Source organism: Terrabacter koreensis, from assembly GCF_054783315.1.
Genome location: NZ_BAAGQU010000005.1, coordinates 807,085 through 827,363, shown reverse-complemented (window position 1 = coordinate 827,363; position 20,279 = coordinate 807,085). Strand labels below are relative to the sequence as shown.

Annotated in this window: 18 protein-coding genes; 6 read left to right on the top strand and 12 right to left on the bottom strand. The window is 71.3% G+C overall.

The annotated features are described in order from the left end of the window. Positions 1 to 17 precede the first annotated feature (17 nt). From nuoH to ACYVNR_RS16110, 4 genes are read right to left on the bottom strand one after another with little or no spacing between them, the layout of a single operon-like run. Positions 18 to 992, bottom strand: coding sequence for an NADH-quinone oxidoreductase subunit NuoH (nuoH, locus tag ACYVNR_RS16125; protein ID WP_461049312.1), 975 nt, complete (start codon positions 990 to 992; stop codon positions 18 to 20). Continuing rightward, positions 989 to 1,543 carry an NADH-quinone oxidoreductase subunit C gene (locus tag ACYVNR_RS16120; protein ID WP_461049310.1) on the bottom strand — a complete coding sequence of 185 codons (555 nt, stop codon included), beginning with the start codon at positions 1,541 to 1,543 and terminating at the stop codon, positions 989 to 991. Before ACYVNR_RS16120 ends, nuoH begins: the two co-directional genes overlap by 4 nt. Then, positions 1,540 to 2,199 (bottom strand): NADH-quinone oxidoreductase subunit B, encoded by a 660-nt coding sequence (locus ACYVNR_RS16115; protein ID WP_045186958.1) that lies wholly within the window; start codon positions 2,197 to 2,199, stop codon positions 1,540 to 1,542. Before ACYVNR_RS16115 ends, ACYVNR_RS16120 begins: the two co-directional genes overlap by 4 nt. Further along, the gene (locus tag ACYVNR_RS16110; RefSeq protein ID WP_045186959.1) at positions 2,199 to 2,558 is read right to left on the bottom strand and encodes an NADH-quinone oxidoreductase subunit A; all 360 of its coding nucleotides are present in this window, start codon (positions 2,556 to 2,558) and stop codon (positions 2,199 to 2,201) included. Before ACYVNR_RS16110 ends, ACYVNR_RS16115 begins: the two co-directional genes overlap by 1 nt. Positions 2,559 to 2,783: 225 nt before the next feature. On the opposite strand from ACYVNR_RS16110, the gene ACYVNR_RS16105 reads away from it, so the two are divergent. The 5 genes from ACYVNR_RS16105 to ACYVNR_RS16085 all read left to right on the top strand — a co-directional run bounded on the left by ACYVNR_RS16105 (position 2,784) and on the right by ACYVNR_RS16085 (position 10,012). Continuing rightward, positions 2,784 to 4,682, top strand: a complete 1,899-nt coding sequence (locus ACYVNR_RS16105; RefSeq protein ID WP_045186960.1) for a 2-oxoacid:acceptor oxidoreductase subunit alpha — start codon at positions 2,784 to 2,786, stop codon at positions 4,680 to 4,682. Between the two features lie 8 nt (positions 4,683 to 4,690). After that, on the top strand, positions 4,691 to 5,782 hold the full coding sequence (locus tag ACYVNR_RS16100) for a 2-oxoacid:ferredoxin oxidoreductase subunit beta (RefSeq protein ID WP_461049402.1): 1,092 nt from the start codon (positions 4,691 to 4,693) through the stop codon (positions 5,780 to 5,782). A gap of 125 nt (positions 5,783 to 5,907) precedes the next feature. Continuing rightward, positions 5,908 to 6,825, top strand: coding sequence for an EamA family transporter RarD (gene rarD, locus ACYVNR_RS16095; protein WP_461049400.1), 918 nt, complete (start codon positions 5,908 to 5,910; stop codon positions 6,823 to 6,825). A gap of 49 nt (positions 6,826 to 6,874) precedes the next feature. Next, the gene (locus ACYVNR_RS16090) at positions 6,875 to 8,521 is read left to right on the top strand and encodes an MFS transporter (RefSeq protein WP_461049307.1); all 1,647 of its coding nucleotides are present in this window, start codon (positions 6,875 to 6,877) and stop codon (positions 8,519 to 8,521) included. A gap of 78 nt (positions 8,522 to 8,599) precedes the next feature. Continuing rightward, on the top strand, positions 8,600 to 10,012 hold the full coding sequence (locus ACYVNR_RS16085) for a class II fumarate hydratase (protein WP_461049305.1): 1,413 nt from the start codon (positions 8,600 to 8,602) through the stop codon (positions 10,010 to 10,012). A 48-nt stretch (positions 10,013 to 10,060) separates the two neighbouring features. Here ACYVNR_RS16085 and ACYVNR_RS16080 read toward each other — a convergent pair whose 3' ends face one another. After that, complete coding sequence (locus ACYVNR_RS16080; RefSeq protein WP_461049303.1) at positions 10,061 to 10,501, bottom strand: VOC family protein; 441 nt, start codon at positions 10,499 to 10,501, stop codon at positions 10,061 to 10,063. 63 nt (positions 10,502 to 10,564) lie between these two features. Between ACYVNR_RS16080 and ACYVNR_RS16075 the strand changes: the two genes are divergently transcribed. Then, on the top strand, positions 10,565 to 10,873 hold the full coding sequence (locus ACYVNR_RS16075) for a hypothetical protein (protein WP_461049301.1): 309 nt from the start codon (positions 10,565 to 10,567) through the stop codon (positions 10,871 to 10,873). A gap of 61 nt (positions 10,874 to 10,934) precedes the next feature. Here the strand turns inward: ACYVNR_RS16075 and ACYVNR_RS16070 are convergent, their stop codons facing one another. From ACYVNR_RS16070 to nuoK, 7 genes are all read right to left on the bottom strand, one after another. Beyond that, positions 10,935 to 12,266 (bottom strand): D-arabinono-1,4-lactone oxidase, encoded by a 1,332-nt coding sequence (locus ACYVNR_RS16070; RefSeq protein ID WP_461049299.1) that lies wholly within the window; start codon positions 12,264 to 12,266, stop codon positions 10,935 to 10,937. A gap of 4 nt (positions 12,267 to 12,270) precedes the next feature. Beyond that, positions 12,271 to 13,455, bottom strand: coding sequence for an alanine racemase (locus tag ACYVNR_RS16065; RefSeq protein ID WP_461049297.1), 1,185 nt, complete (start codon positions 13,453 to 13,455; stop codon positions 12,271 to 12,273). A gap of 290 nt (positions 13,456 to 13,745) precedes the next feature. Beyond that, on the bottom strand, positions 13,746 to 14,765 hold the full coding sequence (locus ACYVNR_RS16060; protein WP_045186979.1) for a polyprenyl synthetase family protein: 1,020 nt from the start codon (positions 14,763 to 14,765) through the stop codon (positions 13,746 to 13,748). Between the two features lie 10 nt (positions 14,766 to 14,775). Beyond that, positions 14,776 to 16,380: an NADH-quinone oxidoreductase subunit NuoN gene (gene nuoN, locus ACYVNR_RS16055; RefSeq protein ID WP_461049295.1), complete on the bottom strand. Its 1,605-nt coding sequence runs from the start codon at positions 16,378 to 16,380 to the stop codon at positions 14,776 to 14,778. Beyond that, complete coding sequence (locus ACYVNR_RS16050) at positions 16,377 to 17,978, bottom strand: NADH-quinone oxidoreductase subunit M (protein ID WP_461049398.1); 1,602 nt, start codon at positions 17,976 to 17,978, stop codon at positions 16,377 to 16,379. The genes nuoN and ACYVNR_RS16050 overlap by 4 nt, the downstream gene beginning before the upstream one ends. 8 nt (positions 17,979 to 17,986) lie before the next feature. Next, positions 17,987 to 19,972 (bottom strand): NADH-quinone oxidoreductase subunit L, encoded by a 1,986-nt coding sequence (gene nuoL / locus ACYVNR_RS16045; RefSeq protein ID WP_461049293.1) that lies wholly within the window; start codon positions 19,970 to 19,972, stop codon positions 17,987 to 17,989. A 15-nt stretch (positions 19,973 to 19,987) separates the two neighbouring features. Then, positions 19,988 to 20,278 (bottom strand): NADH-quinone oxidoreductase subunit NuoK, encoded by a 291-nt coding sequence (gene nuoK, locus ACYVNR_RS16040; protein WP_371860843.1) that lies wholly within the window; start codon positions 20,276 to 20,278, stop codon positions 19,988 to 19,990. Between the last annotated feature and the right edge of the window lies 1 nt (position 20,279).

The following is a 20,279-nucleotide window of genomic DNA, read 5'->3' as shown; positions in this document are numbered from 1 at the left end:
GTTCACCGTCCTCGTGCTCATCGGGGGAACACCACCACGCCGACGGCGGTGATGGCGAGCTGGAACAGCGCCATCGGGACGAGCCACACCCAGGCGAGACGCTGGAGCTGGTCCTCGCGCATGCGCGGCCACGAGACGCGCAGCCAGATGACGACGACCGCCACGAGGAAGCCCTTGAGCAGGGTCCACACCCAGCCGACCCACGGCTCGAACGGGCCGTGCCACCCACCGAGGAAGAGCACGGCGAAGAGCAGCGACATGACGACGATGCCGGCGTACTCGGCGAGCAGGAAGAAGGCGAACCGCAGCCCGGTGTACTCGGTGAAGGCGCCGAAGACGATCTCGGAGTCGGCGAGCGGCATGTCGAACGGCGGCCGCTGCAGCTCGGCGAGCGCCGAGACGAGGAAGACCACGGCCCCCGGGAGCTGCCACAGCAGCCACCACGGGTTCCACGCGTTGCCGATGCCGACGAGCGAGAGGGTGCCGGCCGCGAGCGCCACCGACGCAACGGCCAGGACCATCGGCAGCTCGTACGACACGAGCTGGGCGGCCGCGCGCATCGCGCCGAGGAGGGAGTACTTGTTGGCCGAGGCCCACCCCGCCATGAGCGTGCCGATGATGCCGACACCGATGACCGCCAGCACGAGCACGACGCTCGCGTCGACCGTGGCCCCGACGACCTTCGGCGACAGCGGGATGACGGCGAGCGCGACGAGGTACGGGATGAGGGCCACGAAGGGCGCGAGCCGGAAGACCTGGCGGTCGGCTCGGGCCGGGGTGATGTCCTCCTTCTGGACGAACTTCACCCCGTCGGCGACGAGCTGGGCCCAGCCGTGGAAGCCGCCGGCATACATCGGCCCGAGGCGGCCCTGCATGTGCGCCATCACCTTGTGCTCGGTCTGGCCGACGAGCAGGGGCAGCACGAGGAAGGCGACGAGCACGGCGAGCGCCCGCAGCACCACCTCGAACCACGGGGCGAGGACGAGGTTCATCGCGGACCCCACTCGGGGCCGGGCACGCCCGGGGCCTGCACGCGGCGCCGGCCCGGAGCCCGGGCGGACTCGTGGCCCTCGCCCGGCTCCTTCGCGCCGGGCCAGGCCTTGGATGCGCGGGCGGCGAGCACGAACGACTTGCGCAGCGGCGTGCCCTCGAAACCCTCGGGCAGCAGGAGCGGTCGCAGGCCGAGGCCGGTGCCGTCGTCGAAGCCATCGAAGTCGATGCCGAACATCTCGTGGGTCTCGCGCTCGTGCCACGCAGCGCCGCGGAAGATCGGCGTCAGCGACGGCACCGGTACGCCCTCGGGCGCGCGGGTGCGCACGAGCACCGACGGGACCCGGCCCGGCTCGCGCGTGTCGACCAGGTGGCAGACGACGTCGAAGCCCGCCGCGTCGCGCTCGTCGGCCGAGTCGCCGCCCCCACCCTCGCGGTCGGTCTCGTCGACGGCGGTCAGCCAGTCGAAGTACGCGTAGCCCTCCTCGCGGAGCGCGAGCACCGTGCTCGACCACTCCCCGAACGGCACGTCACGCACGTCGGTCACCCTCATCGGTCACCGCCGCCGGACACGGCACCGCGCTGCAGCAGGGGCCGGCGCACGTCGCCGGCGCTCCCGACCCGCGTGCCGGCATACCTGCCCTTGAGCTTCTGCGCCGACAGGCGCTCGTTCGCGATCTGCTCCTGGAGGCGGATGATGCCGTGCAGCAGCGCCTCGGGGCGCGGCGGGCAGCCGGGCACGTAGACGTCGACGGGAACGATCTGGTCGACGCCCTTCGTCACCGAGTAGGAGTCCCAGTAGGGGCCGCCGGAGTTGGAGCAGGCGCCGAACGAGATGACGTACTTCGGCTCGGGCATCTGGTCGTAGAGGCGCCGGATCGCGGGCGCCATCTTGTCGGTGACGGTGCCCGACACGACCATCAGGTCGGCCTGCCGCGGACCGGGCGCGAAGGGGATGACGCCGAGGCGGATGAAGTCGTGGCGCCCCATCGAGGCGGCGATGAACTCGATGGCGCAGCAGGCGAGCCCGAAGTTGAAGACCCAGAGGGAGTAGCGCCGGCCCCAGTTGAGCACGACCTTGACCGGCTTCGGGGCGTGGCCGCCGAGCACGCCCATCGACGCCGGACCGACGGTCGGCATCGGCAGGTCGACCGGACGGCCGGGCTGGCCGGGCTGGCCCGACTCGTTCGCGTTGGGCTCGCTCGCCATCACACCCACCTCAGCAGTCCGCGGCGGGCGGCGTGGGCCAGCCCGAGCACGATGACCCCGATGAAGATCGCCATCTCGACGAGGCTGGCGCGGCCGAGGTCGGCGTCGCGGATCACCGTCGCCCACGGGAAGAGGTAGACGGCGTCGACGGCGAAGACGACGTAGAGGAAGGAGAAGACGAAGTAGCGGACCTTCGTCTGGGCCCAGCCCTCGCCGACCGGGTCGACGCCCGACTCGTAGGTCGTCAGCTTGGCCGCGTGCGGCGCGCGCGGTGCCAGCAGGCGCCGGGCGACCATCGCGGCCGTGACGAGCAGGACGCCTGCGCCCAGCACCGCTGCGACGGCAAGGTACCCGGACATGTCGGCCAGCCTATCCATGCGCGGTCCCGGTATGCCGTGTGGTCGCGGCACGCTCCCCCGGCCAGTGAGGAGCCGGCCGCGTGTCGAGACTCCGTGATGTCCACGTGATGTCCACGTGATGGCAACTGCGCAAAGTTGAACAAGGCACGAACTAGCATGGAAATTGCCCGCCGCAAAGGGCAACGGGCCCGCAAATCGTACGGAAGTTCGAGGACGTCTCAGAGCATGAGCACCAAACTGGTCCAGAAGCTCGATCGCGTGGTCATCCGATTCGCCGGCGACTCCGGCGACGGCATGCAGCTGACCGGCGACCGCTTCACGTCGCAGACCGCCCTGCTGGGCAACGACCTGTCGACGCTGCCGAACTTCCCCGCCGAGATCCGGGCGCCCCAGGGCACCCTGCCGGGCGTGTCGAGCTTCCAGCTGCACTTCGCCGACCACAACGTCCTGACACCGGGCGATGCCCCCGACGTGCTCGTCGCGATGAACCCGGCCGCTCTCAAGGCGAACCTGCGCGACCTGCCGCGCGGCGCGACGATCATCGTCAACACCGACGAGTTCACCAAGCGCAACCTCTCCAAGGTCGGCTACGCCGAGAGCCCCGTCGACGACGGCTCGCTCGAGAGCTACCACGTGCACCCGGTGGCGCTGACGTCGATCGCCGTCGAGGCGCTCGCGTCGTTCACCGACCTGACCCGCAAGGAGAAGGAGCGCGCGAAGAACATGTTCGCGCTGGGCCTGCTGTCGTGGCTCTACACGCGGCCCATGGACGGCACGGAGGCCTTCCTCAAGGCGAAGTTCGCCGACAAGCCCGTCATCCTCGAGGCCAACCTCGCGGCGCTGCGGGCCGGCTTCAACTACGGCGAGACCACCGAGGACTTCGCCGTCTCCTACGAGGTGGCACCGGCCTCGATGGCGGCGGGCACCTACCGCAACGTCACGGGCAACGTCGCGCTGTCGCTCGGCCTCGTGGCCGCGGCGCACCGCGCGCACCTGCCGCTCTTCCTCGGCAGCTACCCGATCACGCCCGCCTCCGACATCCTGCACACGCTCGCGGGGCTCAAGCGCTACGGCGTGGCGACGATGCAGGCCGAGGACGAGATCGCCGGTGTCGGCGCGGCCCTCGGCGCGAGCTTCGGCGGCGCGCTCGGCGTCACGACGACGTCCGGCCCCGGCCTCGCCCTCAAGGCAGAGACGATCGGCCTCGCAGTCTCACTCGAGCTGCCGCTCATCGTGTGCGACATCCAGCGGGGCGGACCCTCGACGGGCCTGCCGACGAAGACCGAGCAGGCCGACCTGCTCCAGGCGCTCTTCGGCCGCAACGGCGAGTCGCCGGTCGCCGTCGTCGCACCGTCGACGCCGGCCGACTGCTTCGACATCGCCGTCGAGGCGGTCCGCATCGCGACGACCTACCGCACGCCCGTCATCGTGCTCTCCGACGGCTACCTCGCCAACGGCTCCGAGCCGTGGCGGCTGCCGCGCACGGCCGAGCTGCCTGACATCTCGGTCGAGTTCGCGACCGAGCCGAACGCGACCGACGACAAGGGTGAGCCCGTCTTCCACCCCTACCTGCGCGACCCCGAGACGCTGGCGAGGCCCTGGGCCATCCCCGGCACGCCCGGCCTCGAGCACCGCGTCGGGGGCATCGAGAAGGCCGACATCACCGGCAACATCTCCTACGACCCCGACAACCACGACCACATGACGCGGCTGCGCCAGGCCAAGATCGACGGCATCGCCGACACGATCGCGCCGCTCGAGGTCGACGACCCCGCCGGCGACGCCGACGTGCTCGTGCTCGGGTGGGGCTCGACCTTCGGGCCGATCTCGGCCGCGGTGCGACTCGCCCGCAACGCCGGCGCCCGGGTCGCACAGGCGCACCTGCGCCACCTCAACCCGTTCCCCGCCAACACCGGCGAGGTGCTGCGCCGCTACGAGCGCGTCATCGTGCCCGAGATGAACCTCGGCCAGCTCGCCCTGCTGCTCCGCGCGAGGTACCTCGTCGACATCGAGTCGCACACGTCGGTCCGCGGCCTGCCCTTCCAGGCGGGCGAGCTCGCCGACGTCATCGCGACCGCCGTCGCCTCGCTCGGCGACGCGCACCTGAAGGAGACCGCCCAGTGACCACCGACCTGCCCGTCGACCTCGGTATGCCGCTCAGCTCGCCCGGTGCCACCGGCACGACCGGTGTCCCGCGCCTTGCCGACGGCACCGCCCTGACGAAGAAGGACTTCACGTCCGACCAGGAGGTGCGCTGGTGCCCGGGCTGCGGCGACTACGCGATCCTCGCCGCCGTGCAGGGCTTCCTGCCCGAGCTCGGCCTCAAGCGCGAGAACATCGTCTTCGTCTCGGGCATCGGGTGCAGCTCGCGCTTCCCGTACTACCTCGACACGTACGGCATGCACTCGATCCACGGTCGGGCCCCGGCCATCGCGACCGGCCTCGCCGCGACGCGTGAGGACCTCTCCGTGTGGGTCGTCACCGGTGACGGCGACGCGCTGTCGATCGGCGGCAACCACCTCATCCACGCGCTGCGCCGCAACGTCAACCTCAAGATCCTGCTCTTCAACAACGAGATCTACGGTCTGACCAAGGGCCAGTACTCCCCGACCTCGCACGTCGGCCAGGTCACGAAGTCGACCCCGCTCGGCTCGCTCGACACGCCGTTCAACCCGGTGTCGCTCGCGCTCGGGGCCGAGGCCAGCTTCGTCGCCCGCACCATGGACTCCGACCGGCAGCACCTCACGTCGGTGCTGCGCGCCGCGGCCGAGCACCGTGGTTCGGCGCTCGTGGAGATCTACCAGAACTGCCCGATCTTCAACGACGGCGTCTTCGACGTCCTCAAGGACCGCACCGAGGCAGCCGCCCGCATCCTGCACCTCACCGACGGCGAGGAGGTCTCGGCGGGCGACAACGTCGTGGTGCGTGACGACAGCGGGTCACTGGCCGTCGTGCCACGTGCCGACGCCGACCCTGCTCGCATCGTGCGGCACGACGCGTCGGCGCAGGACCCGTCGGCGGCGTTCGCGCTCTCCCGTCTCGACAGCCCAGACCTCGGCCACGTGCCGATGGGCGTCTTCCGCAACGTCCAGCGCCCGACCTACGACGACGCGCTGCGCGAGCAGATCTCCTCCGCCCGCACCAACGAGATCACCGACGCCGACATCGACGCCCTGCTCGCCGGACGCGACACCTGGACGGTCGGCACGCCGGCGGGTTCGTGACCCCCGCCGGACGCGACACGACTCGCGGCACCGGGCTCGCCTCCGCGCGCACCGACACGGTCGGCGACACGGTCGGCGACACGGTCAGCGACACGGCGGCGGTCTCGTCCGCGCCCCACGCCGAGGTGAGGCGCGGCACCCTGCTCGGCTTCGCGGCATACGGCATGTGGGGGCTCTTCCCGCTCTACTTCGACGCGCTCAAGCCTGCGGGCGCCTGGGAGATCCTCGCCCACCGGATCCTCTGGACGCTGCTCTTCTGCGTCGCCGTGCTGCTCGTCGGGCGCGACCTCGGCTGGGTGCGACCGCTGCTGCGCCGACCGCGGCTGCTCGCGGGCACCGCGGTCGCGGCCGTCCTCATCGCCGTGAACTGGGTGGTCTACGTCGGGGCGGTGACGTCGGGCAACACGTCGGAGGCGGCGCTCGGCTACTTCCTCAACCCGCTCGTCACCGTCGCGCTCGGGGTGGTCGTCCTCGGCGAGCGGCTTCGGTGGCTGCAGTGGGTCGCCGTCGGCATCGGCTGCGTCGCGGCCGCCTTCCTCGGCATCGTCGGCGGACGCGTGCCGTGGGTCGCGCTCACGCTCGCCTGCTCCTTCGCCCTCTACAGCCTCACGAAGAAGAAGGTGGGGGTCAGCCTCGACGCCGTGCACGGGCTCACCGTCGAGACGGTCGTGCTGGCACCGGTGGCCGTCGTGCTGCTCTTCGTGGTGTCGGCGCAGCGCGGCCTCGAGTTCGGTCACCACGGCGCGACCCACACCGCCTTGCTCGTGCTCTCGGGTGTCGTCACCGCCGTGCCGCTGCTGTGCTTCGCCGCGGCCGCCCGACGCATCCCGCTCGTCACCATCGGCCTCATCCAGTTCTTCACCCCGGTCATGCAGCTGCTGTGCGCGGTGCTGCTGCTCGACGAGCACATGCCGCGGGAGCGCTGGATCGGCTTCGGCATCGTCTGGCTCGCCCTCCTGGTGCTCACGGTCGACTCGATGGTGAGCCTGCGGGGAGCCCGGGCCGCCCGTCGCGACCTGCCGGTCGACGACTGCCCGCGCTGAGCGGAGCCGCAGCGGGCGCGGCGCCCCGCGCGGGTGACACACTGCTGGGGTGAGCGACCTCGCCCTCGACTCCCGCGCCGGACGGTCCGTCATCGCGGCCGCGGTGCTCGGGTCGGGGATGGCCCTGCTCGACGGCACGGTCGTCAACGTGGCACTCGTGCGCATCGGCGAGGAGCTCCGTGCCGGCATGAGCGACCTGCAGTGGATCACCAACGGCTACCTGTTGGCCCTCGCCTCGCTCATCCTGCTCGGGGGCGCGCTCGGCGACCGCTTCGGCCGCCGGCGCGTCTTCGTCATCGGCGTCGCCTGGTTCACCCTCGCCTCGGCGGCGTGCGGCCTGGCGCAGTCACCGGGGCAGCTCGTCGTCGCGCGCGTGCTCCAGGGCGTGGGCGGTGCCCTGCTCACGCCGGGCAGCCTCTCGCTCATCCAGTCGTCGTTCCGGCCCGGCGACCGCGGCAAGGCGATCGGCGCGTGGTCCGGCCTCGGCGGGATCGCCTCAGCCGCAGGGCCGTTCGTCGGCGGCTGGCTGGTGCAGTACGCGAGCTGGCGGTGGGCCTTCCTCGTCAACGTGCCCCTCGGCGCGGCGACGATCTGGATCGCCCAGCTGCACGTGCCAGAGAGCCGCGACGAGCGGGCCGACCACCACTTCGACGTGCCCGGCGCGACCCTCGCCACCCTCGCGCTCGGTGTCACGACCTTCGCGCTCATCCAGCACGAGGCCCTCGGGGCCGGGCCGACCGTGGGGGTGCTCGCGCTCGGGCTCGCGATCGGGGTCGCCTTCGTCGTCGTCGAGCGGCGCACGCCCCACCCGATGGTGCAGCCCGCGCTCTTCGCCTCGCGCCAGTTCAGCGCCGCCAACGCGATGACCCTGCTGGTGTATGCCGCCCTGGGGGCAGTCTTCTTCTTCCTCACCCTCCAGCTCCAGACGGTGCTCGGCTACGGGCCGATGCTGGCCGGGATGGCGTCGTTTCCCGTCACCGTGCTCATGCTCTTCCTCGCCTCGAAGGGCGGCGAACTCGCCTCTCGCATCGGGCCGCGGCTGCCGATGACCCTCGGACCGGTCGTGTGCGGCGTCGGCACGGTCCTGCTGGCCGGCGTCGGTCCCGGGTCGACGTACTGGCTGGGCGTGCTGCCCGGCATCACCGTCTTCGGCCTGGGCCTGGTGCTCCTCGTCGCGCCCCTCACGGCCACCGTGCTCGCTGCCGCCCCCGACCGGTATGCCGGGGTCGCCAGTGGCGTCAACAACGCCGTCGCGCGAGCCGGGAGCCTGCTGGCCGTGGCCGCGCTGCCCGCGGCGGTCGGGCTGAGTGGCACCGACTACGCCGACCCTGAGGCCTTCTCGTCGGCCTATCGCGCGGCCATGCTGCTCTGTGCGGTGCTGCTCGTCGCGGGCGGCGCCGTCTCGTGGCTGCTCATCCGCAACCCGGAGGCTGAGCCGTCCGAGCCCGTGCCCGCTGAGCCCGTGCCCGCGGAGGAGGCGGCTGTCGGGGCTCACGAGGGCGGCCTCGAGGGCGCCCTCGACAGGACTCATGACGGCATTCCGGCACTGGCACCGGAGGTGGCTCGGGGCGCCGTGCCCGCCCGACGGCATACGCGATCGGTGCAGGCGGGCTGGTCCTGCGCGGGATCCGAGGGCTGCCCCGGCACGAGCCACCGCGAGGACGACGACCTCGCCTCGACGTCCGGAGCGCGCTGACCCGAGGCTCGCCCCACTCGCCGGGGAACACTGCGTCACTGTTGCATCCCGGGCAACAGTGACGCGCATGATGGGGGCATGAGCGACGCCGCAGCGACAGGCTTCCGGACCGAGCACGACTCGATGGGCGAGGTGCAGGTGCCCGCCCAGGCGCTCTGGGGCGCCCAGACGGCACGGGCCGTCGAGAACTTCCCGATCAGCGGACAACCGGTGCCGCCCGGCGTCGTCCACGCCCTCGCCCAGCTCAAGGCGGCGGCAGCGGAGGTGAACGCCGAGCTCGGCGTGCTCGACCGCGACCGCGCCGACGCCATCGCCTCCGCCGCGGGCGAGGTCGCGGAGGGCCTCCACGACGACGAGTTCCCGGTCGACGTCTTCCAGACCGGTTCGGGAACGTCGACGAACATGAACGTCAACGAGGTCGTCGCCCGCCTCGCCCACCTCTCGAGCGGCCTCGAGATCCATCCGAACGACCACGTCAACGCCGGTCAGTCGAGCAACGACACCTTCCCGAGCGCCCTGCGCATCGCGGCCACGACCGCGGCGGTCTCCGACCTCGTGCCCGCCCTCGAGCACCTCGCCACGGCGCTCGGGCGCAAGGCCGGCGAGTTCGCCGACGTGGTCAAGGCGGGGCGCACCCACCTCATGGACGCGGTGCCGGTGACGCTCGGCCAGGAGTTCGGCGGCTACGTGCGGCAGGTCGAGCTCGGCGCGAGCCGGGTGCGCACAGCGGCCGACGCCACGAGCGAGCTCCCGCTCGGGGGCACGGCCGCCGGCACCGGGCTCAACGCGGCACCGGGCTTCGCCCGCAAGGTGATCGAGCGCGTCGCCGGGGTCACCGGCCTCCCCTTCCGCGAGGCCGTGGACCACTTCGAGGCGCAGTCTGCCCAGGACGCCGTCGTCGAGCTGTCCGGGGCGCTGAAGGTCGTCGCCGTCAGTCTCACGAAGATCTGCAACGACCTGCGCTGGATGAGCTCCGGCCCGCGCACCGGTCTCGGCGAGATCCACCTGCCCGACCTTCAGCCCGGCTCGAGCATCATGCCGGGCAAGGTCAACCCCGTCGTGCCCGAGGCAACCCTCATGGCATGCGCGCAGGTCATCGGCAACGACGTCACCATCACGACCGCCGGCGCCGCCGGCAACTTCGAGCTCAACGTCATGCTGCCGGTCATGGCCAAGAACGTGCTCGAGTCGATCGGGCTGCTCGCTGCGACGTCACGGCTGCTCGCCGACCGCTGCATCGACGGCATCACCGCCGAGGTCGACCACGCGCGCGCCCTGGCCGAGGGATCCCCGTCGATCGTCACCCCCCTCAACCGCTACATCGGCTACGAGGCGGCCGCCGCCGTGGTGAAGCAGGCTGTCAGGGAGCGCCGCACCATCCGTGAGGTCGTCATCGACCAGGGCCACGTCGCGGCGGGCCGGCTCACCGAGCAGCAGCTCGACGAAGCCCTCGACGTGCTCTCGATGACGCGCCCCGAGCAGGGCGCCTGACCCAGGGTCCGATCACGGATGCCGTGCGGCCGGCCCGGTGACGGCCGCTCAGCCCAAGAACTGGCTCGCCGTGAAAAGGGCGCCCTGCGGATCGCGGACGAGCGCCGTCCGGGTCCAGTCGTTCTCGTCGGTGCGCACCAGCGTCGCACCGAGCTCGACCGCGCGCGCTGCGGTGGCGTCGCGGTCGGCGACGGTGAAGGTCACCTTCCAGCCGGGGTCATCGCCCGGCGCGACCGGCACCAGCCAACCGATCGCGTCGGCGAAGCCCGGCGGCACGCCCACGCCTGACTGTCGCGCGTGGATGCCGGGATCGACGGTCGCGGCCAGGTGGTCGCCGTAGCCCGGAACACGGATCATCGTCGCGAAGCCGCTGTCGGCGAACTCCCAACCGAAGACGCCGGCATAGAACGGCTGCGCGGCGGCGGGCTCCTCCGTGTGCAGGTCGCTGAAGTTCCAGGCGCCGGGCCCATTGGTGACCTGCGCCCCCAAGCGACGCTTCGCCTCCCAGAGCCGGATCTCCAGGCCTTGGGGGTCCCGGGCTACGCTCGGGCGATGACCTTGGACGACGTCGACGCGTACCTCGGTGCCCTCGACGGCTGCCGGGCGCGGAGGGTCGAGGGGCGACGGGCCTGGTACGTCGACGGTCTGCTCGTGGCACGCGAGGATGCCCCGGGCACCCTGCTCGTCCGCCTCGGCGGCGCCGAGCGCGAACGCGTCGTGACGGCGCACCCCGAGACGTTCGGGGTCCCGCCCCGTTGGGAGGCGCACACCAAGGTGCAGGCCGACCTCTCAGGCGACCCCGACGCCGTCCGTGCGGCACTCCACCGGGCCTGGGAGGGACAGCGCTCGGCGCGCGCGTGACCCGGCCGGCGATCCGAGCCAAGGGCCGAGCCGGCGACTCACCGGCGTTCCGGCGAGCGGGTCAGGAGCCGAGCGCGCGCTCCAGGTAGGGGTTGCCGAAGAGCCGGCCGGGGTCGACGCGGTCGCGCACGGCGACGAAGTCGTCGAAGCGCGGGTAGACCGAGCGCAGGTAGTCGGCGTCGCGGGTGTGCAGCTTGCCCCAGTGCGGCCGCCCGCCGTGCTCGGTCGCGATCGCCTCGAACGCGTCGAAGTAGGCCCCCTTGGCCTGCCGGTGGTACTTGTGGATCGCGATGTAGCAGCTCTGCCGCTCGTGCGCCGTCGAGAGCCACACGTCGTCGGCGGCGGCGAACCGGCACTCGACGGGGAACGAGATCTGTTCGTCGTGCCCGTCCACCCACCGTCGCAGCTCGAGCAGCACGTCACGCAGCGCCTCGCGCGGGAACGCCCACTCGGACTCCATGAAGCGAACCTCGCGGGCCGTCACGAACACCTTGTGCGAGCTGTCGGTGAACTGGCGCTCGCTGAGCACTCGGGACGCGATCCCGTTGATGCCGCGCGTCGAGCGCGGCAGGCGAGTCGCGACGCGGTTGGTCATCTCGAAGAACCGGTTGCTGAGCAGGTCGTCGTCGAGCTTCTCGCGCCAGGCCGGCAGCGGCCGCTTCTGCGTGCCCTCGGGCACGCGGTTGTTGCGCTTCGTCAGGGTGCGGTCGGTGTGCGGGAACCAGTAGAACTCGAAGTGGTCGTTGGCCTCCGCCGAGACGTCGGCGTGCTCGAGGACATCGAGGAGAGGCTCGGGTCGCTCGACCGCATGCAGCAGGAACGCCGGCACGACGGCCAGGGTGATCTCGGTGACGATGCCGAGGGCACCCAGCCCGAGCCGCGCCGCCTGGAAGAGCTCGGGCTCACGGGTCGGCGAGCAGTCGACGACCGACCCGTCGGCGAGCACGAGCCTCAGCGCGCGGATGCCGGCCGACAGCCCCGTGAGGCGCAGGCCGGTGCCGTGCGTGCCGGTGGCGGTCGCACCGGCGAGGCTCTGCCGGTCGATGTCACCCAGGTTGGGCAGGGCATAGCCGAAGGCCGCGAGCTCCTCGTTGAGCACGTGCAGGGGCGTGCCGGCCCGGACCGTGGCCTCGCCGCGGGTCGAGTCGATGGACGTGACACCCGTGAGGGCACCGAGGCGCAGCTGCACACCATCGGTGACGCCGACGCCGGTGAAGGAGTGCCCGGCGCCGATCGCCTTGACCCGCAGGCCGTTCGCCCGGGCCCGCGACACCTCGTCGACGACCTCTGCCTCGCTGCGCGGCGTCGCGACCCGCGCGAGCCTCGACGTCTCGGTGCCGGCCCAGTTGGTCCACTCGATGCTGCGGACGACGCTGCTCTTCACCACGCTCATGCTCTCAGCCAAAACACTGCCCTTCACCACGGTAGGTCGCCGCTCGCCCGACGACCCGGTCGCCTCCGTCGCTGCTGACGAGCGCGAACTCCGTGAACCGCTCGGCCAGCTCCCCTGCCTTGGCGTGCCGGAACCATATCCGATCTCCCAGTGAGAGCCGGTCTGCACCCGGCCCGGTCAGCGGCGTCTGCACCTCTCCGGCGCCCTCCCGGCGCACCAGGGAGAGGTCCTGGTCGGCCAACGGGCTCGGCACGCGGGACCAGCCGGGCTGGCCCGAGGCGATGTAGCCGCCGCCGTATGCCGTCACGATCCCTTCGCCGGGACGCCTCACCACCGGTGCCGCGAAGTAGGCCGCCGGGCGCAGGTCGAGGTCGTCGTAGCCGTCGAAGAGGGTCGGCGCGAACAGGCCCGAGCCAGCGGCCAGCTCGGTCAGCGACGGGTCGTGGTGGGTGACGTGCAGGCTGCCGGTGCCGCCGCCGTTGACGACCTCGAGGTCGGCCAGGGCCTTCGCTGCGGCCACGACCTCGCTGCGCCGCGCCAGGAGCTCCTTGGCCGAGACCTTCTTCATCCGCCGGACGACCGTCGAGGAGTCGGGCAGCCCGGCGATCTGCGCGTCGTAGAACATCAGGCCGGCGACCTCGAGACCGCGTTCCTGCGCTCGGCGGATCACGGCTTCGACCTCGTCGGCGTTTCGTGTCGGCGAGCGACGCACACCCATGTGCGCCGAGCCGACCCGCAGCGACGCGTCGACGTCGACGGCCACGCGCAGACGCTCGTGGCCGACCACCTCCCGAGCCAGGAAGTCCACGTGCTCCACGCTGTCGATCATGAGGAGAACGGCGCGCTTCAGAGCCGGATCGGCGGCGAGCTCGGTCAGGGCCGGGACGTCGACGCTGGGATAGGCGACGAGGAGGTCGGTGTGGCCGTCACGAGCCCACCACAGGGCCTCGCGCACGGCGTAGCACATGAGTCCGGCGAAGCCGTCGTGACCGAGGGCTCGCTCGATGAGCGGACGTGAGCGCAGCGACTTGGTCGCGATGCGAATGGGCAGGCCCCCTGCCAGCGACACGAGCGTGCGCGCGTTGGCGTCGAACGCATCGAGGTCGACGACGGCGAGGGGGGCCGAGAGCTCCGCGGTCGCCGCGGACAGGCTGGCGGCCGTCCGCGTCGGAGGGGTGCGACGTGGCATTCCCGCACCCTACCGAGCGTCACCTCCCGACCGGCCCCTTGGCATGCCCCGTCTCACGTGGACCTCGACCTCGCCGCCGTCGGGAACTGGGCACTCGACGCGAGGACGGCGTCAAGAAACTGAGCACTCGACGGGACGGGCGCGTCGGGAACTGAGCACTCGACCGAGTCAGCTAGTCGAGTGCCCACTTTCCGACACCGGCACCCCCGCGCAGGTCCGATCGAGAGAACGCTCCGTCACCTCGGGCGTGACGGAGCGTTCTCTCGATCAAAGAGGGAGGGTGGGTGCGCTCAGCCGACGCGGTCGACGACGCTGAGGGCGAGGGCCTGCAGGGCCGCCTTGGCGTCGCTGTCGGGCAGCGGGTCGAGCAGGGCCTGCGCCTCGCGGGCGACGGCATACGTCTCCTCGCGGGCACGCTCGAGCGCCGGGTGCGCCCGCAGCAGCTCGAGCGCCTCGGCCACGGCGGCGTCGTCGGCAGCCAGGTCGCTGTCGAGCAGCGCCAGCAGCCGCGCGTCGGTGGCGTCGGCGGGGTCGGCCATGGCGCGGAAGCGCAGCACCGCGAGGGTGTCGACGCCTTCACGCAGGTCGGTGCCGGGCACCTTGCCGCTCGCGTCGGAGTCGGACGCGATGTCGATGAGGTCGTCGGCGAGCTGGAAGGCGATGCCGACCTTCTCGCCGTACGAGCGCATGATCTCGACCGACTCGGGCGAGCCGCCGCTGAACATGACGCCGTAGCGCCCGGCGGTCGCGATGAGCACGCCGGTCTTGTCGGCCAGCACGCCGAGGTAGTAGTCGACGGGGTCCACGCCCTCTGGGCACGCGCGGTCGTCGCGGATCTGGCCGGAGCAGAGCCGCACGAACGTCTGTGCCTGGATGAGCACCGCCTCGGCGCCGAGCCCGGCGACGAGCTCGGACGCCTTGCCGAAGAGCAGGTCGCCCACGAGGATCGCGGTCGAGTTGTCGTAGGCGGCGTTGACCGATGGCACCCCGCGGCGCACGGTCGCCTCGTCCATGACATCGTCGTGGTAGAGCGAGGCGAGGTGCGTGAGCTCGACACCGGCAGCGGCCGCCACGACCTCGTCGGTGATGCCGTCGCCGAGCTCCGCGGCGAGCAGCGTCAGCAGCGGCCGGAACCGCTTGCCGCCCGCCTCGACGAGGTGCGCCGAGGCACGAGCGATGAACGGGTCGTCGTGGTCGACGACCTCGGTCAACAGCGCGTCGACCCGGGCGAGCCCGTCCCGCAGGCGCGCCGAGAGCTCCGCGGTGGCCCCGGGGATCCCCAGGACCGGCGGGGTGGCGTGCGTCGTCATCGGCTCCCGATCACCGCACGAACTGCGAGGCCCGGTCGGCCAGGTCGAGCAGGGCGGACGGCAGCACGCCGAGGGCGAGCGTGACGAGCGTGCCGATGGCGATGGAGAACGTCGTCGACACCGACGGCGTCACCACCTCGACCGCGTCGTCGGGGGCGTCGCTGAAGAACATCAGGACGATGACCCGGGCGTAGACGAACACCGTGATCGCGCTGCAGACGACACCGACGACGGCCAGGACCGTGCCGGTGGCGCCGCCCGTGCCGACGGCCGCCGAGAACACCGCGAACTTCGACACGAAGCCCGAGGTCAGCGGGATGCCGGCGAAGGCGAGCATGAGGAAGGCGAACGCGCCGGCCACGACCGGGTAGCGCTTGCCGAGCCCGGCCCACTGCGACAGGTGCGTCGCCTCGGCGCCGTTCTGGCGCACCAGCGAGACGATGGCGAACGCGGCGATCGTCGCGAAGCCGTAGGCGACGAGGTAGAAGAGCACGGCGCCGATCGCCTTGCGGTCGAAGGCGAGCACGCCGACGAGGATGAAGCCCGCGTGGGCGATCGAGGAGTAGGCCAGCAGGCGCTTCATGTCGGTCTGGGTGACCGAGAGCACCGCGCCGACGACCATCGTCAGCAGGGCGACGAGCACGAGCGCGTTGGTCCACTCCCAGCGGCCGGTGTCGAGGCCGACGTACGCGAGTCGCAGGATCGCGCCGAACGCCGCGGCCTTCGTGCAAGCCGCCATGAAGCCGGTGACCGGGGTGGGAGCGCCCTGGTAGACGTCGGGCGTCCACGCGTGGAACGGCACCGCACCGACCTTGAAGAGCAGGCCGACGAAGACGAGGAACGCGCCGGGCAGCAGCAGGCCGTTCATCGCGAGCGGGCCGCTCGCGATGGCACGGCTGAGATCACCGAAGTAGACCGAGCCGGCGTAGCCGTAGAGCAGGGCCGTTCCGAAGAGGAAGAAGGCCGAGCTGAACGCGCCGAGCAGGAAGTACTTGAGCGATGCCTCCTGCGAGAGCAGGCGACGACGGCGGGCGAGTCCGGAGAGGATGTAGAGCGGCAGCGAGAGCACCTCGAGCGCGACGAACATGCCGATGAGGTCGTTCGTCGTCGGGAAGAGCATCATGCCGAAGATCGCGAACATCGTCAGCGGGAAGACCTCGGAGGTCAGCGCGCCCGCGCGGGCGGCCGCCGTCTCGTTCGCCGAGCCGGGGGTCGAGGCGCCGCTGGGCGTGAACGCGTCAGGCCCGGTGCCGCCGAAGCGCTCGGCCATCGTCAGGATGCCGAGCACGCCCATGAGCACGATCGTGCCCTGCATGAACAGGGCCGGTCCGTCGACGGCGAGGGCGAACATCTGGCGGTTGGTCGAGCCGTCGGCGAGACCCATGGTGACGCCCTGGTGCCCGGCCGCGGGGATGATCGCCATGGCGGCACCGAGCAGCCCGACGACCGCGAGGCCGACCTGGATCACGTGGCGTCGCTCGCGCGGGGCGAACGCCTCGACGAGGACGCCGACGAGCGCGGCACCGAAGACGATGAGCAGCGGCAGGATCGCGAGGTAGTCGACGTTCGACGGCTGGAACGCTGCGGGCAGCGCCAGCGGAGCGACGGCGGTCACTTCGAGCTCCCTTCGGCCAGGGTGCCGGCCGGGTTGAGGTTCGGGATGGCTTTCTGGACGTGCGACAGGGTCTGGTCGACGGCCGGGTTGATCACGTCGAGCGCGAGGTTCGGCAGGAAGCCGAGCACCAGGAACGCGGCGATCAGGGGCGCGGCGACGATCTTCTCGCGCGTCGTGAGGTCACGCACCGCGGTGAGGCCACGGCGGCCGGGCTCGTCGAGGCGGTCGTGCTCGCGGACGCCCACGAGACCCTCGGGCTTCGGACCCGTCATGACCTTCTTGTACATGAGCAGGATGTAGAGCGCCGCGAGGATGATGCCGGACGTCGCGATGACGGCCGCCACCGGCTGGGTCGGGAAGCTGCCCACGAGCACCAGGAACTCCGAGACGAAGCTCGAGAGGCCCGGCAGGGCGAGGCCCGAGAGGCCGGCCACGAGGAAGATGCCGGCGAGAGCGGGCGTGACCCGCTGCCAGCCGCCGAAGTCGGGGATGCGCTTGCTCCCCCGACGGCGCACGAGCATCGCGGCGAAGAGGAACAGCGCCGCCGTCGAGAAGCCGTGGTTGACCATGTAGAGGTTGGCGCCCGCGTGGCCGACGTTCGTGAAGGCGAAGATGCCGAGGACGATGAAGCCGAAGTGGCTCACCGACGTGTAGGACACCAGGCGCATCATGTCGGTCTGGCCGATGGCGAGCAGCGCGCCGTAGATGACCGAGAGGACGGCCAGCGCGACGACGACCGGGGTGGCCCACTCGCTCGCCTGCGGGAAGAGCTGCAGGCAGAAGCGGATCATCCCGAACGTGCCGACCTTGTCGAGCACGCCGACGAGCAGGGTCGCCGTCGCCGGCGAGGACTCGGTGGCGGCGTCGGGCAGCCACGTGTGGAACGGCACCATCGGCGCCTTCACCGCGAAGGCGAAGAAGAAGCCGACGAAGAGCAGACGCTCGGTGGTCGGGTCGAGCGAGAGACCGGTGAGGCGCTCGATGAGGAAGCCGTCGCTGCCGCCGGGGCCCTGCAGGTAGAGGGCGATGACGGCGACGAGCATGATGAGGCCGCCGGCCAGCGAGAAGAGCAGGAACTTCATCGCGGCGTACTGCCTGCGCGCACCGCCGAAGCGGCCGATGAGGAAGTAGACCGGGATGAGCATGGCCTCGAAGAAGACGTAGAAGAGGAACACGTCGGTGGCCGCGAAGACCCCCACCATGAACGTCTCCAGCACGAGGAGCAGCGCGAAGTACGTCTTGGTGCGCCGGGCACCACCGGGGCCGGCCTCCTCGGGCACGTCGCGCCAGGCCGCCAGCAGGCAGATCGGCGTGAGGACGAGCGCCATGAGGATGAGCACGAGGGCGATGCCGTCGACGCCGAGCGAGTAGCTGACGCCGAACTGCGGGATCCACGAGTGCTGCTCACCGAGCTGGAACTGGGTGCTCGCACCGCGGTCGAACTGCGTCGCGGCCACGATGCCCACGACGAGCGTGACGAGGGAGAACCCGAGCGCCATCCGCTTGGCGTTCTCGGCGCTGCCCGGCACGAAGGCGACGAGGAGCGCGCCGACGAGCGGGACCAGGCCCACGATCGTCAGCCACGGGACGCTGGACATGGTCGTCATCAGGAGATCACCCACAGTGCACCGAGGATGGCGACGACACCGGCGAGCATCGTCAGGGCATAGGAACGCGCGAAGCCGTTCTGCAGCTTGCGCAGGCGTGAGCTCGTGCCGCCCACGAGGGCAGCGAGCCCGCCGGCCGCACCGTCGACGCCCTTGCCGTCGGCGAAGACGAGCGAGCGCGTGAGGTGGATGCCGGGTCGCATGAGGAGGGCCTCGTTGACCTGGTCCTGGTAGAGGTCCTTGCGGGCGGCCTGCGTGAGCAGGTTGCCGGCGGGGGCCGTGACCGCGACGTCGTCGCGCCAGTAGCGCAGCCACGCGAACGCGGCACCGCCGGCGACGAGGACCAGCGTCAGCGCCATGAGCACCGGCACCGGGATGACCGGGTGCGCGCCCTCGGGCTCGGCGCCGGTGACCGGCTCGAGCCACGAGGTGAACAGGCCGGTCGGGCCGATGATGAGGCCGAGGAAGGCGGAGCCGAGGGCGAGCACCATCATCGGGACGGTCATGAGCTTGCCCGACTCGTGCGGGTGGACGTCGTCGGTCCAGCGCTTCTTGCCGTGGAAGGTCATGAAGAAGAGGCGCGACATGTAGAAGGCCGTGATGCCGGCGCCGATGAGGGTGGCGAGGCCGAAGACCCACGGACGCCAGCCCTCGCCGATGAACGCGGCCTCGATGATCTTGTCCTTGGACCAGAAGCCCGAGAACGGGGGCACGCCGAGGATGGCGAGCCAGCCGAGGGCGAAGGTGGCCCACGTGATCTTCATGGCGCCCGAGAGGCCACCGAAGCGGCGCATGTCGACCTGGTCGTTCATGCCGTGCATGACCGAGCCGGCGCCGAGGAACATGCCGGCCTTGAAGAAGCCGTGCGTCAGCAGGTGGAAGATCGCGAAGGCGTAGCCGACGGGGCCGAGGCCCGCGGCCAGCATCATGTAGCCGATCTGGCTCATCGTCGAGGCGGCGAGGGCCTTCTTGATGTCGTCCTTGGCGCAGCCGACGATCGCCCCGAAGAGCAGCGTGATGGCGCCGACGATGACGACGACGAGCTGCGCGGTGGGGGCGGCCTCGAAGATGGGCGCCGAGCGCACGACGAGGTAGACACCGGCGGTGACCATGGTCGCCGCGTGGATGAGCGCCGAGACCGGGGTCGGGCCGGCCATGGCGTCGCCGAGCCAGCTCTGCAGCGGGAACTGCGCCGACTTGCCGCAGGCACCGAGCAGGAGCATGAGGCCGATGGCGGTCATGAAGCCCTGGTTGGCGTTCGTGCCCGCCTCCCCCAGCACCGTCGCGAAGTCGACGGCGCCGAAGTGGAAGAACATCACCATGATGGCGATGGACAGGCCGAAGTCACCGACACGGTTGGCGACGAAGGCCTTGTTGGCGGCCGTCGCGTACGCCGGGTTCCAGTTCCAGAAGCCGATGAGCAGGTACGACGCGAGACCGACGCCCTCCCAGCCGACGTAGAGGAGCAGGTAGGAGTTGGCGAGGACGAGCAGCAGCATCGCCGCGACGAAGAGGTTGAGGTAGGCGAAGAAGCGCCGCTTGTCGGGGTCGTGCTCCATGTACCCGAGGGAGTACACGTGGATGAGCGAGCCGACGAAGGTGATGAGCAGCACGAAGGTCATCGACAGCTGGTCGACGAGCAGGCCCGCGCTCACCTTGAAGGCGCCGGCGGCGACCCAGTCGAACATGTCGATGCCGACGGCGCGGTCCTCGGGGCCACGCCCCAGCATCGCGAGGAAGACGAGCGCGCCGACGACGAACGCACCCCAGGAGAGGGCGGTCGCGAGCACGGGCCCGAACTTGTCGGTGCGGCGGCCGCCGACGAGGAGCACGGCGGCACCGAGCAGCGGCAGCGCGACGAGCAGCCACGCGTATGCCGTCACCCCGGTCGCGGCGTGCGCCTCACCTTCGTGCGTGGCGAAGCCCGCGGCATACGTGCTCAGCGCGCTCGGTGAGCTCGCAAGCGTCTGGACGAGAGTTCCCATTCTGGCCGGCGCTCCTTACAGCTTCAGCAGGTTGGCGTCGTCGACCGAGGCCGACCGGCGGGCGCGGAAGATCGCCATGATGATGGCGAGGCCCACGACGACCTCCGCGGCGGCGACGACCATGACGAACAGGGCCATGACCTGCCCGTCGAGGGCGCCGTGCATCCGGGAGAAGGTGACGAGGGCGAGGTTCGTCGCGTTGAGCATGAGCTCGACGCCCATGAAGACGATGATCGCGTTGCGACGCGTCAGCACCGCGGCCGCGCCGATCGCGAAGAGCAGCACCGCCAGGTAGACGTAGTGCATG

Excerpts from the sequence above, each read along its gene's own strand:
- nuoH (WP_461049312.1), bottom strand. The coding sequence starts at position 992 with ATGAACCTCGTCCTCGCCCCGTGGTTCGAGGTGGTGCTGCGGGCGCTC.
- ACYVNR_RS16120 (WP_461049310.1), bottom strand. The coding sequence starts at position 1,543 with ATGAGGGTGACCGACGTGCGTGACGTGCCGTTCGGGGAGTGGTCGAGC.
- ACYVNR_RS16115 (WP_045186958.1), bottom strand. The coding sequence starts at position 2,199 with ATGGCGAGCGAGCCCAACGCGAACGAGTCGGGCCAGCCCGGCCAGCCC.
- ACYVNR_RS16110 (WP_045186959.1), bottom strand. The coding sequence starts at position 2,558 with ATGTCCGGGTACCTTGCCGTCGCAGCGGTGCTGGGCGCAGGCGTCCTG.
- ACYVNR_RS16105 (WP_045186960.1), top strand. The coding sequence starts at position 2,784 with ATGAGCACCAAACTGGTCCAGAAGCTCGATCGCGTGGTCATCCGATTC.
- ACYVNR_RS16085 (WP_461049305.1), top strand. The coding sequence starts at position 8,600 with ATGAGCGACGCCGCAGCGACAGGCTTCCGGACCGAGCACGACTCGATG.
- ACYVNR_RS16075 (WP_461049301.1), top strand. The coding sequence starts at position 10,565 with ATGACCTTGGACGACGTCGACGCGTACCTCGGTGCCCTCGACGGCTGC.
- ACYVNR_RS16070 (WP_461049299.1), bottom strand. The coding sequence starts at position 12,266 with ATGAGCGTGGTGAAGAGCAGCGTCGTCCGCAGCATCGAGTGGACCAAC.
- ACYVNR_RS16065 (WP_461049297.1), bottom strand. The coding sequence starts at position 13,455 with ATGCCACGTCGCACCCCTCCGACGCGGACGGCCGCCAGCCTGTCCGCG.
- ACYVNR_RS16060 (WP_045186979.1), bottom strand. The coding sequence starts at position 14,765 with ATGACGACGCACGCCACCCCGCCGGTCCTGGGGATCCCCGGGGCCACC.
- ACYVNR_RS16050 (WP_461049398.1), bottom strand. The coding sequence starts at position 17,978 with ATGTCCAGCGTCCCGTGGCTGACGATCGTGGGCCTGGTCCCGCTCGTC.
- nuoL (WP_461049293.1), bottom strand. The coding sequence starts at position 19,972 with ATGGGAACTCTCGTCCAGACGCTTGCGAGCTCACCGAGCGCGCTGAGC.
- nuoK (WP_371860843.1), bottom strand. The coding sequence starts at position 20,278 with ATGCACTACGTCTACCTGGCGGTGCTGCTCTTCGCGATCGGCGCGGCC.